Here is a 15285-nt window from a genome sequence, read left to right as displayed (position 1 = left end):
TGATGTCTGAGGTGAGCCGAATAAATCTGGACACGGTCGTCTCCTGGCGTGACCGCAACGGCGCCGAGCTGGCATCGCGGGGTGTCGAATCAAGGCTCGTTGGCCCGACGGCAGGACGAAGTAAGGACTCAGCTACGGTCGAGTTCATCTCACCCGAATGCCTCGTGGCTGCAACCATCTGGGACTCAGGCGAGAGCGAAGTGATCACAGCGTTCGTTCAAGGTGACGATGACCCCGCCGTGACTGTCCAAGACCTTATCGACTCCCAGGCCGTAATAGCGTTGCTTGATCGCATCGCCTTCGACTTAACGGCTAACCGGAATGACGGGTGACATCGCATATGCGTAAATGGTTTGTGGCTCGGCATGTATTCGGTTGTAGCGTCTCGGGGGCTTCGAAGCCTTCGAGTGCGTTCGGGGTGCGGGCGTCACGGACATATATCCAGACGGGATGACTTTGCAGCTCCACGAGTAGTGGAACAACTCCGGGGCGTACTCGCTTCGCAACTTCGTGTGTAGAAGTGCGTGGCGGTGCGCCCCGGTTGATGTCAGGGTTGATGTCAGATACCTCGAGCGTATGCGAATTTGCCGATCTGACTGTCCAGGCTGGATGCCGAAGTTGCGGCTTCTCGTTGGCACGGCGCGTAGCGACGTGGCGTCGATCCCCGGAAGCCGGCGCGTGGGTAGACCCGTGATGGGATCGCCACGGTGTTGATCGCTTCGACTGGCGAGCGTCCATGTGCTGTTGCAGCAACCAGGCGAGGTACCTCGCTGGAGGTAGAGAACTCCGGGTGTTCGAGGTCGCAAGCCTCCAGACCCGGACGGCGCGCGAGTGTGCTGCGCGAGGCCGCACAACGGCTGTTCCGCACGATCTTCGTCTTGATCATGCCATCGCTGGTGCGACTGGCGGTGTACTCGTCGCCAGCTCCCTGTATCGCCGCCAAAGACCAGAAACTCACGACCGCCCGTGCGCGACGCGTCAGACCGGGCGGCGTGGGGGAGCAGGTTGGGAGCAGCGGCGTGCGTCGATGCGTCGGCGTGGTGCGGTGTATCCAGCTGGGGGCTCTGTGGCGCGCTACGAGGCGCGGATCGCGACCACCATCACCACGTCGTCTGCCGATTCTGCGGCGCAATCGCCGATGTCGACTGTACGGTCGGCTCCACACCCTGCCTGACGGCCGTCGCCGACTCGGGCTACCACATCGACGAAGCCGAGGTCATCTGCCGGGGCGGATGACCTGAGTGTTGCTCGCGGACAGAGAAACACAGGCTGATCAGCCAGCCATCGGAGAAACGGCAAGACGGGAGAAGGACCGACGTGTCTGACAAGAAGGACGCGACCGAGAGCATCAGCGAAAGCGAAAACCCGGCAATTCCCGCGCCCGCTGCCAAGCCGTCGACGCGCCCCAGGACGAACAGGGACTGGTGGCCGAACCAGGTGGACCTGTCGGTCCTGCATCAGCACTCGCCCCGATCCAACCCGATGGGCGAGGACTTCGACTACGCGAAAGAGTTCCAGAGCCTCGACGTCGACGCGCTGAAGCGCGACATCTTCGAGCTGATGACGACGTCACAGGACTGGTGGCCGGCCGACTACGGCCACTACGGCCCGCTGTTCATCCGGATGAGCTGGCATTCGGCCGGCACGTACCGCATAGCCGACGGCCGGGGCGGCAGCGGTAGCGGCTCTCAGCGCTTCGCGCCGCTCAACAGCTGGCCCGACAACGCGAGCCTCGACAAGGCGCGCCGGCTGCTCTGGCCGGTCAAGCAGAAGTACGGCCGCAAGGTCTCCTGGGCCGATCTGCTGGAATTCGCCGGCAACTGTGCGTACGAATCGATGGGGTTCAAAAGCTTCGGGTTCGCGTTCGGGCGGGAGGACATCTGGGAGCCCGAGGAGATCTTCTGGGGGCCCGAGGACACCTGGCTCGGCGACGAGCGCTACAGCGACGACCGGGAACTAGGCGGTCCGCTCGGCGCCGTCCAGATGGGCCTGATCTATGTGAATCCCGAGGGGCCGGCCGGTCACCCGGATCCGCTGGCTTCCGCCCGGGACATCCGGGAGACCTTCGGTCGCATGGCGATGAACGACGAGGAGACGGTCGCGCTCATCGTCGGCGGCCACACGGTCGGCAAGTGTCACGGTGCGGTCGATCCCCAGTACATCGGCCCGGAGCCCGAGGGCGCCCCGATCGAGCACCAGAACCTCGGCTGGCACAACACCTACGGCAGTGGCAAGGGCCCCGACACGCTCACCAGCGGGCTGGAGGGCGCGTGGACCACCGAGCCGATCAAGTGGGACAACGGCTTCCTGGACAACCTGTTCAAGTACGACTGGGAGTTGACGACGAGCCCCGCGGGCGCGAAGCAATGGACGCCGAAGGATCCGTCGGCCCGGGGCACCGTGCCGGACGCGCATGATCCGTCGAGGCGGCACGCGCCGATGATGCTGACGTCCGACCTCGCGCTGAAGGTGGACCCGATCTACGGGCCGATCGCAAGGCGTTTCTACGAGAACCCGGACCAACTCGCGGAGGCGTTCGCGAAGGCGTGGTACAAGCTGCTGCACCGCGACATGGGACCCATCTCGCGCTACCTCGGCCCGTGGGTTCCCGAGCCGCAGCTGTGGCAGGACCCGGTGCCGCCGGTCGACCACGAACTGGTGACCGCCGAGGACGTGGCCGCCCTGAAGGCCAAGGTCCTCGGGTCGGGGCTGTCCATCTCCCAGCTGGTTGCGACGGCCTGGGCGTCGGCGGCGAGCTTCCGCACCACCGACAAGCGCGGCGGGGCCAACGGTGCGCGGATCCGCCTCGCGCCGCAGAAGGACTGGGAGGTCAACAACCCGCGTGAACTCGCCGCCGTGCTGCGGGTCCTTGAGCAGGTCCAGCAGGACTTCAACGGCGCGCAGACCGGCGGAAAGAGGATTTCGCTCGCCGACCTGATCGTCCTGGGCGGCTGCGCGGCGGTCGAGCAGGCGGCGAAGAACGCGGGATACGACGTCACGGTCCCGTTCGCGCCGGGGCGTACGGACGCGTCGCAGGAGCAGACCGACGTGAACTCGTTCGCCGTGCTCGAGCCGACAGCGGACGGGTTCCGCAACTACCTGCGGGCCGGGGAAAAGCTGTCGCCGGAGACCCGGCTGGTGGACCGGGCCTTCATGCTGAATCTGAGCGCCCCCGAGATGACGGTTCTGGTGGGCGGCATGCGGGCCCTGAACGCCAACGTCGCGCAATCCCGGCACGGCGTCTTCACCGACAGGCCCGAGACGTTGACCAACGACTTCTTCGTGAACCTGCTCGCCATCGGCACGGAGTGGAAGCCATCCGCCTCGGCCGAGAACGTGTACGAGGGTCGGGATCGCGCCACCGGCGAGGTCACGTGGACGGCGACCGCCGCCGACCTCGTCTTCGGCGCGCACTCCCAACTGCGCGCCATCGCGGAGGTCTACGCGTCCAGCGACGCGAAGGAGAAGTTCGTGCGCGACTTCGTGGCCGCGTGGGGCAAGGTCATGAACCTCGATCGGTACGACCTCGCCTGATCCCGATGTCCAGGCCGGCCGCTCATCGGCCGACCTGGACATCCTCGGTCGGATGCTTCTTCCGGTGACACTCATCGTGTGGTACGCGACGACTCCTCTTGGGCCCCACTGGAGTCACTGAGGCACGAGATCTCACGACTTCGGGCGCCTGGCGCCCTCGACGCGCTCGCCGAACTGGTCGTCCTGCCCTGACGATGCGACACTCTCGTCATGATCAGCGACAGGAACGTGGAAGGCTTCATCGCCAGGGTGCCCAAGTGCGAGCTGCACCTGCACATCGAGGGCACGCTGGAGGGTGAGCTGGTGTTCGAGCTCGCCGGGCGCAATGGCATCGAACTGCCCTATGCCGACGCGGCCCAGATGAAGCGCGAGAGCCCCTTCCACGATCTGGCCAGCTTCCTGGTCGGCTACTACCGCAACATGCAGGTGCTGGTCACGGAACAGGACTTCTACGACCTGGCAACCGCTTACTTCACCAAGGCCGCCGCGCAGAACGTGCGGTACGTCGAGATCTTCTTCGACCCCCAGGCCCACACGTCGCGTGGCGTCGAGTTCGGCACGGTCCTGCGCGGGTTGCGCCGGGCCGTCGTCGATGCGCGCCGAACGCTCGACCTGCACGCCTCGCTGATCATGTGCTTCCTGCGCGACTTCTCCGCCGAGTACGCGATGGCCACTCTGATGGAGTCGCTGCCCTACAAGGACTGGATCGTGGGCGTCGGGCTCGACTCCGACGAGCGGGGCAACCCCCCGGTCAAGTTCGAGAAGGTCTTCGCCCGGGCCCGCGCGGAGGGCTACCTGCTTACCATGCACTGCGACGTGGACCAGCCGGGCACGCTTGACCACATCCGGCAGGCTCTGGACGTCATCGGGGTCGACCGGATCGATCATGGCGTGAACATCCTGGAGGATCCCGCGCTGCTCGCGGAGATCGTCGAACGCGGCATCGGGCTCACCGTCTGCCCGATCTCCAACAGCTTCGTCCGCGGCTCGGCCTGGGACGGCGCGACGAAGCGGCTGCTCGACGCGGGCGTCCTGGTCAGCGTGAACTCCGATGATCCGGCCTACTTCGACGGCTACGTCACGGAGTGCTTTCTGCGAGTGCACCAGGAGACGCCGTTGAGCATCGCCGAGGTCCGCACCCTCGCCCGCAACGCCTTCGAGATCGCCTGGCTGCCGACGACGCTGCGCGCCCGCTTCCTCGAAGAGATCGACGCCGCTCTCCCGCACTGAGGTCCCCGGCGAGGACGGCGGACAGCCCGGCGACGGACACGGTGGATCGCTGCCCTGGGAGGGGCGAGGGGGCGAGCCAGATCCGGTCGATGCCGCCGCCGAGGGGCGCTCGCCACCGTCGCGCCGTACCGGCCGTCGCCTGCTGGGCCGAGCTCGACGATGTCGCCGGTGATGAGGGTGACCCGCGCCGCTCTGTCCGCGTCGCCGGGGCCGCGGGAGGGGACCGGATCCTGGCTCGGCGGTGTCGCCGCGGCGGGTGCCGCGCCGGCGGCGGTGCGGCGCATGGACGATGGCCTGGACGGGCTCCTCGGATCACGACGACGCCTCCATGGGGCGACAGATCGGAGTCTGGAGCCGGAAGATCTCGTACGGCAGCGGTCGTGCCTGCCGCACAGTGGACATGGCACCACGTGGACACGCCCCACAAGAAAATCCACGGGTGACACATGTGCCGGAAAAGCGTTACATCTTCTCGGAGCCGTGACGTCCAGGCGTAGGTCGGCTGTCAAGTCGCGGCGGGGACATCTGGCCGGCATCGGCCAAGATCGGCGCAAAGTATCGGTGTGACCGCAATCGGTGAGTAGCGTCCGCAATCAGTTCACCCGCACCTTCCGGGACTCGGCGTATCCCGGCGGTCGCGAGAGCCGGGTGAGCCAATGGGGCGCGTTGTCGCGCGCACCTCAACCTGTGGAGGAGTCGAGATGGCTCACGAACGCCATTTCCGGTTATCCCGATGGGTCGGGCATCCCCGCTCCGACTCGATCAACCCCCCAGCGCCCACGCCGCCTGACGGACCGACTTCGTGGCAACGGTCCAGGGCTGGGGTACGGCGCGGCGGGGCGGTCCTGGCATGGAGCGCGATTCTGGTGCTCGGCATGTCGGCGCTGCCCGCGCTCGCGGCTCCGTCGGAGCCGCCGCCGCCACAAGAGCCGAAGACTTCGGTGAAGGTGCTGGTGTTCCACGGTCCGGCGGCGCAGCAGGACGACCCGGTCGTGCAGGCCGCAGCGGCCATCGCGAGCCTGGGCGAGAAGAACGGGTTCGCCGTCGAGGTGTCGCAGACCCCGGCCGTGTTCACGTTCAACAACCTGGCACGCTACCGCGGCGTGGTGCTGCTGTCCGCCAAGGGCGTGACGCTGAACAACGACCAGGAGAACGCCTTCCAGGCGTACATCAAGAATGGCGGTGGGTTCGTCGGGGTGCACGACGCCGCACGCGCCCAGGCCGACTCCGACTGGTTCACCGGGCTGATCGGCACCCGTCCGACCACCGGCCTTCCCAAGTCCGAGAAGGTCATCGAGGTCACGGCGAGCGCGGAGAACCCGCCGAACGAGACAAAGGAAAAGTTGTTCGACGGGAACACGAACACCAAGTGGTTGACGTTCCAGCCCACCGGGTGGGTCACGGCGAAGCTGGACAAGCCGGTTGCGGTGACACGATATGCGTTGACGTCGGCGAATGACTTTACCGGGCGGGACCCGAAGGACTGGAAGCTGCAGGGCTCGCAGGACGGGCAGAGTTGGACAAGTCTGGACACCCAGACCGGGCAGAGTTTCCCCCAGCGGTTCCAGACCAAGCCGTACCAGTTCGACAACACCCAGGCCTACCAGTACTACCGGCTGGACATCACCGCGAACGGCGGGGAGCCGCTGATCCAGCTCGCGGAGCTGGGGTTGTTCGGCGCCAACCCGACGCCTCCCGTGGAGGCCACGGTGCAGCAGGCCGTGGTGGACGTGATTGACCGGCAGCACCCGGCGAACAAGGATCTGCCGCTGAAGTGGACGCGGTCCGACCAGTGGCTCAACTGGGACCCGAACCCGATCGGCAAGGTCCACACAATCGCGCAGGTCGAGGAGGGGACGTACGACGCGGGTCAGGGTGCCAACGGGGCGTTCCACCCGATCTCGTGGTGCCGCGACTACGACGGCGGCCGGTCGTTCTACACCGGCATGGGCCGTACCGAGGCCAGCTACACCACGGATACCCAGTTTCTCGGCCACCTGCTCGGCGGCATCCAGTGGACGAGCGGCATGGTTCGCGGTGACTGTCAGGCGACGATCGGGTCCAACTACAAGATCGAGCGGTTGACGGCGCAGAACCAGCCGGGCCAGCTCGACCAGGTCGGTGAGCCACACGGCCTGACCGTCGCTCCCGACGGCAAGGTGTTCTACATCGGCAAGGCGGCCTGCGCGTCCGGGCCGGTCCGTGACTGGAACGACCCCAAGGTCGGCCTCGGCTGCGGCACCATCCATCAGTGGGACCCGAAGACCAAGCAGGTCAAGCTGCTGACCACGCTGGATGTGATGGGTAACCGGGGCAGCGGTGACGAGCTGGTCAAGAACGAGGAAGGCCTCGTCGGCATCACGCTGGATCCGAAGTTCGAGCAGAACGGATCGATCTTCATCTACTGGATGCCGCACGAGTCAATTGACCGTGACAAGCGGACCGGCGAGCGGACGGTCTCGCGGCTGACCTACGACTTCGGCAAGCAGTCGATCGACAAGAGCAGCCGCAAGGACCTGCTGCACTGGACGACTCAAATCCACAGCTGCTGCCACGCAGGTGGCGGCATGACGTTCGACAAGCAGGGCAACCTCTACATCGGGTCCGGCGACAGCAACTCCTCCGGTGGCTCGAACGGCTACTCGGGGAACAACTGGACGCAGGACTACCAGGGCCTGTCGTTCCAGGACGCCCGCCGCACCTCCGGCAACACCAACGACCTCAACGGCAAGATTCTCCGCATCCACCCGGAGGCCGACGGCACGTACACGATCCCTCAGGGCAACCTCTTCACCGGCAAGGAGGAAGGCGGGGGCAAGACCCGGCCGGAGATCTACGTGATGGGTGTCCGCAACATCGCGCGGATCGCCTACGACAAGGTGAACGACTGGCTGACCGCCGCATGGGTGGGTCCGGACGCGGGGGCACCGAGCCCGGAACTGGGCCCGGCGAAGTACGAGACCGCGACGATCATCACCTCCGCCGGCAACCAGGGCTGGCCCTACTGCATGGGCAACAAGCAGCCCTACCGTGACCGCAGCAACACCGATGCCAACGTCCTGACCGGCTGGTACGACTGCGACAACCTGAAGAACACGTCGCCGCGTAACACCGGTCTCGTCGACATCCCGCCGGCCCGCAACAATATGATTTGGTACTCACCGCAGGGCGGTGGGGTGGTCTACCCGAAGCGGGCAGACGGCATCCCGACCTACCTCCAGAGCGACGCGACCTACACCCAGCCCTACCTCAAGGGCGGCGGCCAGGCCATCATGGACGGCCCGACCTACCACCGGTCGGAGGTGAACACCGACAGCGGTGTCGCGTGGCCGGCGTACTGGGACAACAAGTGGTTCATCGGCGACCAGTCCAACCCCAACAACCGGGTCGCGATGACCGTCAACCCGCAGAACGTCAAGGAGCAGGGTCCGCCGGCCTTCGGTGAGGACCTGCGCCAGATTATCCGCGGCGGTAACGGCGACACCGCGCTGCAGAGTTGGATGGACGCCAAGTTCGGTCCGGACGGCGCGCTGTACATGCTGGACTATGCCGGTGGCTTCTTCAGTCTCCATCCCAACCAGAAGATGATCCGCATCGCCTACCAGGGCGGTCCGGCCACGCCGAACCCGAGCGCCGCCTCGGCGCGGGCTCTCGAACCGAGCAAGCCGAAAACGATCATGTTCTCCAACACCAGGGCTGGTGGCGTGTCCTGGGAGTGGAACTTTGGTGACGGCAGCAAGTCGCGCGCGGCCAACCCGACGCACACCTACGCGGAGTTCGGTACCTACCAGGCGACGGTCAAGGCGACCTACGCCAACGGTGAGCAGGCCACCGGGAAGATCGACGTCAATGTCGGCTGCTCGGCGCCCGACGCTCGGCCGACGGTCCGGTTCCTCGACGCCGATACGGGCGTGGCCAACCACCAGGTCGGCGGCGGCTGCACGATCAACGACCTGATCGATGACGAGAGCACCTGGTCGACCCACGCCGCGTTCGTGAGCCACGTCAACGACTGGGTGTACCAGCTGCGCAAGGACGGCGTCATCGACCAGGCCGAGGCGAGCGCGCTGCGCCGCGCGGCGAACCAGTCCAAGATCGGCAATATGCCCGGGTACAAGGCCATCTTCGACGGGACGCCGCAGTCGCTCCTGAAGTGGAGCCAGGCCCCTGGCGGACGCTTCGATCTACAGTCGGACGGTTCGATGCGCAGCTCCGGCGGGTTGGGCATGCTGTGGTACTCGGAGAAGGCGTTCGGGGACTTTTCGCTCAGGCTCCAGTTCCGGGACGCGGCAACGGAGGGGCGCTGGTCGAACAGCGGAGTGTTCACACGGTTCCCCGATCCGAGAACCCCCGTGGACCAGCGCCCCGCCGGAAGCTGCGGGACGCTCGGGGCGGCGCGTACCTCCTCGGCATGGGTCGCGATCTACTGCGGTCACGAAGTCCAGATCTACGACGGGGACACCGGTGAGCCCCAGAAGACCGGCTCTATCTACAACTTCGCGCCCGTGGGCCTGGACAAGGCGGGGGTGACCCCGAAGGGGCAGTGGAACGACTACGAGATCCGGGTGATCGGGCAGCACTACACGATCATCCGTAACGGTGTGGTGATCAACGAGTTTGACAACACGCCGGGCAAGGAGTCGTCCCGCGCCGGCGACCCGTCGACCGACCTGCGACAGTTCCTCAGCGGTTTCGTCGGATTGCAGAACCACGGCAACAGCGACCTGATGGAGTTCCGCAACATCAGGGTGCGGGAGCTGTAGCCGATCGGTGCCGGGTACGGGGGCCACGTTCCTCCGTACCCGGCACACCGGCCGATCGCTTCCCGCCGACGCGCCGCCCAACACGACATGTGACGACGCCCCGGTACGGGCGGGGGACGCGCGTCCGCGCGGCGTCCGCCGCATTCGTGAGCACCATTCACCCGCAGGTGAACGGGTTCACACCAGGCCGCGGCGGGCTGCCCAGACGATCGCCTGTACGGTGGCCTTCACGCCGAGTTGCTCGCAGATCGCCCGTATCCGGCGGCGAACCGTACGGTCCGACATGGCCACGCGGCGCGCGACCGAGCTGAGCGGCATGCCCTCGCCCAGCAGCGCTAGCAGGCGTAGATCCTCCTCATCGAGTCGCACCCCGTCGGCGTCCCAGCGTGGCGCCGGTACCTCCGAAGGGTCGGTGCGACCCCGAGCCGCACCGCCAACACGCGGAAGAGTCGGGCTGCCGGGGCCCGATCCGGCCTCCAGCATCTTGTCGTACTCGGTGCCCCGTCCGCGTGGGTGCGACGGGAGGACCGGCTCGCCGCCCACGATGGGCACCCCGCGGGCTACTCGCGCCGGCCAGCTCTCGACACCGTGACTGCCGATTTCTCGCGTATCGAGGAAAGCCTGGCGGCGGTGGGCCGGTGGCAGCGCGAGACCGCGTGGTTGCGCGGCCGGCAGCGATCCGTGTACCGGCATTCCCGGGCAGGTCGGGGTGGGGGCAAGAGGGCTGTCACAGTCTCGGCTGCGTCTTCCGTCGGGCGGTCGTTCGGTTCGCATCACTCCTCCTCGAAGTGGCATGTCCTGTCAACCTTTCGCGCGCCTTCTTGGGACTTCCGCGAATACATCAGGAACTTTCGCTACTCCTCAGGAGACTTTCGCTGCGACTGGGAGAACTTTCGTCGATACTAGGTATCTCTGTTCCGACTCACAAGCCCCAATGCCTGCGGGGTTACCGCCCCGAGACGGTCAGGGAGGCCGGCCTGTCACCCGAGGGTGTTCATCCGTCTCGTGGACGGGGCGCGGTTGCGGGCCATTGGCTCATGCTTGTCGGCGGATTCCTGCTTCCGACCATCACTTCTTGCTTGTGCTGGCTTGCCTGCTCGCCGTGGCACAGATCAAGCCCACGCGATCGAGGAGCCCCACCGCCCGCGAGCGACATGATTAAGGTCGTGGTGGGGTATGGCCGGGAGATGACCACGAACGATGATATGAGCAGCCAGGAGCGCACCGTCGGAGCGATGCACGACACCGCGCAGCAGTTGGAGGTGGCGGAGGCGATCCTGCACCACGGCGCGGATGCGTCTCCGAACGCGGAGACGAAGGCGCGGTTGCACGGGCTCGGTGATGAGGTCACCTTGCAGGCGCGCAGCATTGATCGACGCGCCGACCGCTTGGCCGAGGGGACGCCTGGTGCGAAGCGGTCGGGACCGGTTGACCGGGCGCATCGTCCATAGTGTGTTGCCTCCGCGTACGGTCCAGCTGACGATCGCCGGGATGCGGGTCAGTGGTGGCAGGTTCACCGGTTGACTTCTACGGTGGGGGAGACGTGGGGAGGTCGGGGGTGGTGGACGCGGGTGACGGTGTGCGGTGGCTGCAGCTGACCGCGCCCCGTGGCGGGCCAGACGACCTGTCCGTGCTGGTCACTCGTGCCGCGCCGGCGATCGGTGCCACCGAGATCGTTATCTATCTGGCCGACTACGCGCAGGACCGGCTCGTGCCGCTGCTCGGCGCCGGTCTCGTCCGGGACGCGTTGCCTGTCGAGACGAGTCTCGCCGGGCGCGCGTTCACCAGCCTCGACGTGCAGCGGGCCGTCGACGACGCCGACCGGATGTGGGTACCGCTGCTGGTCGGGTGCGAGCGGATGGGCGTACTCGAGATCGTGTCGCCGGCCGCCGCGGACCCGGAGCTGGAGGCGCCCGCGCGGGAGTTCGCCGTGAGTGTCGCTCAGCTTCTGGTGAACCGCCGGCCCTACGGCGACGTCATCGAGCGCCTGCGACGGCGCCTCCCGATGCAGGTGGCGGCGGAGATCGTGTGGGGACTGCTGCCTCCGTTGACGTTCGCGACCGATGAGGTCATGGTCACCGCCATCCTCGAGCCGTGTTACGACGTCGGTGGGGACGTCTTCGACTACGCGCTGAACGGTGACGTGCTCAGCGTCGGGTTGTTCGACACCTGTGGACACGGCATCAAGGCGAGCACGTTGGCATCACTCGTGGTCAACACCTACCGCAATGCCCGCCGGTGCGGCCTCGACCTGGCTGACACGGCGAGCAGCATCGACAAGTGGGTGCGGAGTGAACACCCGGGTCTGTTCGCGACCGCGCTGCTCGCCGAGCTTGACCGCACCACCGGCCGGCTGCGCATGATCAACGCCGGGCATCCGGGAGCGTTGCTGCTGCGCGACGGCAAGGTGATCCGGGAGTTGCCCGGGCCCACCGCGCTGCCGCTGGGCATCGGCCACCTGTCGAGGCGCCGGCCGGAGGTGCACGAGGAGAACCTGCACCCCGGCGACCGCATCCTCGGCTACACCGACGGCATCACCGATGCCCGCAGCGCCGACGGGGACCGGTTCGGCGTGAACCGGCTGGTCGATTTCGTCAACCGTGCGCTGAACGACCAGTTGGCCACGCCGGAGACGATGCGTCGCCTGGTCCGCGCGGTCGTCGAGCACCAGGACGGTGAACTCCAGGACGACGCGACGGCGCTGTTCCTCGAGTGGCGACCGCGGCGAAGCCCGCTCGCCCACCTGTCCGACCTCGCCGCCGTCGGCCCGTCCGCCGTTCGCCCGCAGCAGTGGTCCCCGACACCACCCGGGTGAACACTTCCGAGCGTCACCGGGCAATCCGCGGCCGGATCGCGGAGGCGTTGGTCATCCCGCTGCGGCCGGACTGGCCCGGGGCGTGTACGTGGGTGAGTAGCTGACATGTGCCGGTGAGGTCCAGGGCCGTGCGCACGGTGCCGTGCGGGCGCATGACCCGGAAGGTCGAGCCGGATTGCAGGGCCGCTGTCCGCGCCAGCATCCCGTGCTCAGATCGGGTGGCGGCCGGCCGATAAGGGGTTTGTCACCAGCTCCTCTTCCGGCGGTGAAGTCGTGGTGAGGAGCGGAGCCGGTGCACCGGGCAGCGAAGGAGGAGCATGTGGCAAAGCGGCGCTCGGATGTCGAGGAGCAGGTTGCGGATCTACTCCGTACCGCCAAGAGCTCCCTTGGCCTCAGCCTCGCGTTCCTGACCCGCATGGACGGGACCACCCAGCACCTCGAGGTGGTCGAGTCATCCATTCCCTTCCTCATCAGGGATGGCGTCACCCAACGCCAGGAGACCACCTTCTGCCAGGCGATCATGGACGGAAAACTCCCGGCGGTCATCCCGGACGTGAAGGCGTTCCCCGAAGCGATGAAGCTCCCCGCCGCTCGGATACCCCGCATCCGTAGCTTCGTCTCCGTTCCCGTCGTCCTGAGCGACGGGAACGTGTACGGCACCTTCTGCGCTGCCGGCTTCACCTCGGACAAAGGACTCGCCAAACGGGACAAGTCCCTCATGGAGGTTCTCGCTCACGCCGCCTCGGTCATCATCGAGCCGGGGGTACGGGAACGTGGCCGCCGATCGGAGATCGAGTCCCGCCTGAACCTGGTGCTGGCAAACGGGGGCCCAGCGGTAGTGCTCCAGCCGATCGTGGACCTCGCCACCGGCGGCCGGATCGGAGCGGAGGCCCTCAGCCGCTTTCCGAGTGAGTGGAGAAAGGCGCCCGACGTCTGTTTCGCTGAAGCACACAGCGTCGACGTCGGGGACCGACTGGAGATTCTCGCGCTGGCGCGAGCCGCGGAGCACCTCAAGCGCGTCTCCGGCTACGTCGCCATGAACGTATCTTCCGCCACCCTCCTCACGCGTGAGTGCACAGAATTGCTGGGCAGACTGCCACTCGAGCGCATCCTCCTCGAACTCTCCGAGCATGACCCGGTCGAGGACTACGACGCACTGACGACCGTTCTTGCCCCGCTGCGCGCGGGGGGAATGCGCCTCGCCATCGATGACGTCGGTGCCGGCTTCTCATCACTCCGCCACATCGTTCTCACGTCTCCCGACGTGATAAAGCTGGATCGAAGCATCGTCGACGGGGTCAGTACGGACCCGATCCTCACGACCCTGGTGCGCTCGCTGGTGGAGTTCGGCCATGGCTGCGATGCCCGGGTGGTCGCCGAAGGGGTCGAGACCGGTGAGGACGCCGCCGCGTTGCGGTCGCTGGGCGTGGACTACGGCCAAGGTTGGCACTTCGGTCGGCCCGGCGCGCCTGAGGAGCTGACCGAGTGTGTGCCAGCAGCGGCGGCCACACCACCGGTGCGTGATGAACCATCGGTTCCTGGGATGTAGACCGCGCTGAAGGCTGCCGGATGGCACGGCTGTTCACTGTTCCTGCGCGACGACGGGCTGCTCGTCGTTCGGGCCCGTGGTGCACGAGCCGATGCCCGAGCAGGAACGCAGTGCCAGCGCCGCCGCCCTCATCCCGGTCCTGCGTGGCCTCGCCTCCACCGACCGGCCGCAGGTTGGCCACTGCACCGACACGGACGTGGTGCTGGACTTCGTCGCGCGAGCGGATGCCCCAACTCGCGGCTCTGGGCACCTCCCGCCCCGACCACTTTCTCCGCACCAAGGTCCGGCCGTCATCCGGGATTGACGCGGCGCAACGCTGATCGGGGCGTCCGACTCGGCGGGGAGTGGCACCATTGGCGGGTGAAGATCTTGTCTATCCAGTCATCGGTCGCCTACGGCTACGTCGGCAACTCCGCCGCGGTCTTCCCCCTCCAGCGGCTGGGGCACGAGGTCTGGCCGGTGCTGACCGTCCACTTCTCCAACCACACGGGATACGGCGCGTGGCGTGGGCCGCTGTTGACCCCGGCCGACGTGGCCGATGTGATCGCGGGCATCGAGGACCGCGGGGTGCTCGCGGAGGCCGACGCGGTGCTGTCGGGCTACCAGGGCGACCCGGCGATGGGTGCGGTGGTCCTCGACGCGGTGGAGAAGGTGAAGGCGGCCAACCCGGACGCGGTCTACTGCTGCGACCCGGTGATGGGCGACGTCGGCCGGGGCATGTTCGTGCGGCCGGGCATCCCGGAGTACATGCGGGACACCGTCGTGCCACGCGCGGACATCGTCACCCCGAACCAGTTCGAGCTGGAGTTCCTCTCGGGCCGTACGACGAGTTCGCTGGCGGAGTTGCTGGCGGCGGTCGATGTCGTGCGCGAGATGGGGCCGCGGCACGTGCTGGTCACCAGCGTGCTGCACGGCGACGTCCCTGATGGGTCGCTGGAAGTGGTGGCCGTATCGGACGAGGGCGCCTGGGCGGTGACCACGCCGCTGCTGCCGATCAGCCCGAACGGCGGCGGCGACGTCACCGCCGCGCTGTATCTCGCGCACCTGTCGACGACCGGCTCGCCCGCGGCGGCGCTGGAGCGCACCACCTCCGCCATCTTCGCCGTCCTCGAGGCGACTCTCGCGGCGGGCACCCGGGAGCTCCAGCTGGTCGCCGCCCAGGACGCGATCGCCGACCCGCCGGCAAGATTCGTCGCCCGCCGGTTGCGCTGAGGCAAGTGCCTATGGACAAGGTTGCGGAGCGCGGCGGTACGGTTCGCGGCGACGAGAGGTCGGCAGCAGTGTGGCGCGGCGGCCGTGCGCTGCCGTCACGCCGGGCACGGGTGCTCATCGACGCCGGATCCGAACCGTGATCGGGCTCGGTCAGGCCGAAACACCCGATCGCCTCGCCGGTG

At 67.3% G+C, this 15285-nt stretch carries 9 protein-coding genes and 1 pseudogene; 9 read left to right on the top strand and 1 reads right to left on the bottom strand.

The genetic code is table 11. The annotated features are described in order from the left end of the window. The first annotated feature begins 2 nt into the window (after window positions 1-2). The 5 genes and pseudogenes from AB0J06_RS03030 to AB0J06_RS03010 all read left to right on the top strand — a co-directional run bounded on the left by AB0J06_RS03030 (window position 3) and on the right by AB0J06_RS03010 (window position 9527). Window positions 3-332 (top strand): hypothetical protein, encoded by a 330-nt coding sequence (locus AB0J06_RS03030; RefSeq protein WP_357423998.1) that lies wholly within the window; start codon window positions 3-5, stop codon window positions 330-332. Between the two features lie 728 nt (window positions 333-1060). Beyond that, window positions 1061-1236: pseudogene (locus tag AB0J06_RS03025) on the top strand (transcriptional repressor); the annotation flags it as partial. Between the two features lie 81 nt (window positions 1237-1317). Beyond that, window positions 1318-3534 (top strand): catalase/peroxidase HPI, encoded by a 2217-nt coding sequence (katG, locus tag AB0J06_RS03020; protein WP_357423996.1) that lies wholly within the window; start codon window positions 1318-1320, stop codon window positions 3532-3534. A 210-nt stretch (window positions 3535-3744) separates the two neighbouring features. After that, complete coding sequence (add, locus tag AB0J06_RS03015) at window positions 3745-4764, top strand: adenosine deaminase (RefSeq protein WP_357423994.1); 1020 nt, start codon at window positions 3745-3747, stop codon at window positions 4762-4764. Between the two features lie 875 nt (window positions 4765-5639). Beyond that, entirely contained in the window at window positions 5640-9527 is a 3888-nt protein-coding gene (locus tag AB0J06_RS03010) for a ThuA domain-containing protein (protein ID WP_357424357.1), read from the top strand. A gap of 177 nt (window positions 9528-9704) precedes the next feature. On the opposite strand, the gene AB0J06_RS03005 is transcribed toward AB0J06_RS03010, so the two are convergent. Then, window positions 9705-9896 carry a LuxR C-terminal-related transcriptional regulator gene (locus tag AB0J06_RS03005; RefSeq protein ID WP_357423992.1) on the bottom strand — a complete coding sequence of 64 codons (192 nt, stop codon included), beginning with the start codon at window positions 9894-9896 and terminating at the stop codon, window positions 9705-9707. Between the two features lie 818 nt (window positions 9897-10714). On the opposite strand from AB0J06_RS03005, the gene AB0J06_RS03000 reads away from it, so the two are divergent. The 4 genes from AB0J06_RS03000 to pdxY all read left to right on the top strand — a co-directional run bounded on the left by AB0J06_RS03000 (window position 10715) and on the right by pdxY (window position 15103). Then, window positions 10715-10978, top strand: a complete 264-nt coding sequence (locus AB0J06_RS03000) for a hypothetical protein (RefSeq protein ID WP_357423990.1) — start codon at window positions 10715-10717, stop codon at window positions 10976-10978. Window positions 10979-11085: 107 nt separating this feature from the next. Beyond that, the gene (locus tag AB0J06_RS02995; RefSeq protein WP_357423988.1) at window positions 11086-12342 is read left to right on the top strand and encodes a PP2C family protein-serine/threonine phosphatase; all 1257 of its coding nucleotides are present in this window, start codon (window positions 11086-11088) and stop codon (window positions 12340-12342) included. Between the two features lie 319 nt (window positions 12343-12661). Continuing rightward, window positions 12662-13891 carry an EAL domain-containing protein gene (locus AB0J06_RS02990; protein WP_357423986.1) on the top strand — a complete coding sequence of 410 codons (1230 nt, stop codon included), beginning with the start codon at window positions 12662-12664 and terminating at the stop codon, window positions 13889-13891. A gap of 360 nt (window positions 13892-14251) precedes the next feature. Then, a complete protein-coding gene (gene pdxY / locus AB0J06_RS02985; protein WP_357423984.1) occupies window positions 14252-15103 on the top strand; it encodes a pyridoxal kinase PdxY in 852 nt (283 codons plus the stop codon). The last annotated feature ends 182 nt before the right edge of the window (window positions 15104-15285 follow it).

The organism is Micromonospora sp. NPDC049679, assembly GCF_040659735.1.
Taxonomy (GTDB): domain Bacteria; phylum Actinomycetota; class Actinomycetes; order Mycobacteriales; family Micromonosporaceae; genus Micromonospora_I.
Note: the sequence above shows the minus strand (reverse complement) of the source record. Positions and strands in the feature narration are given on the sequence as shown.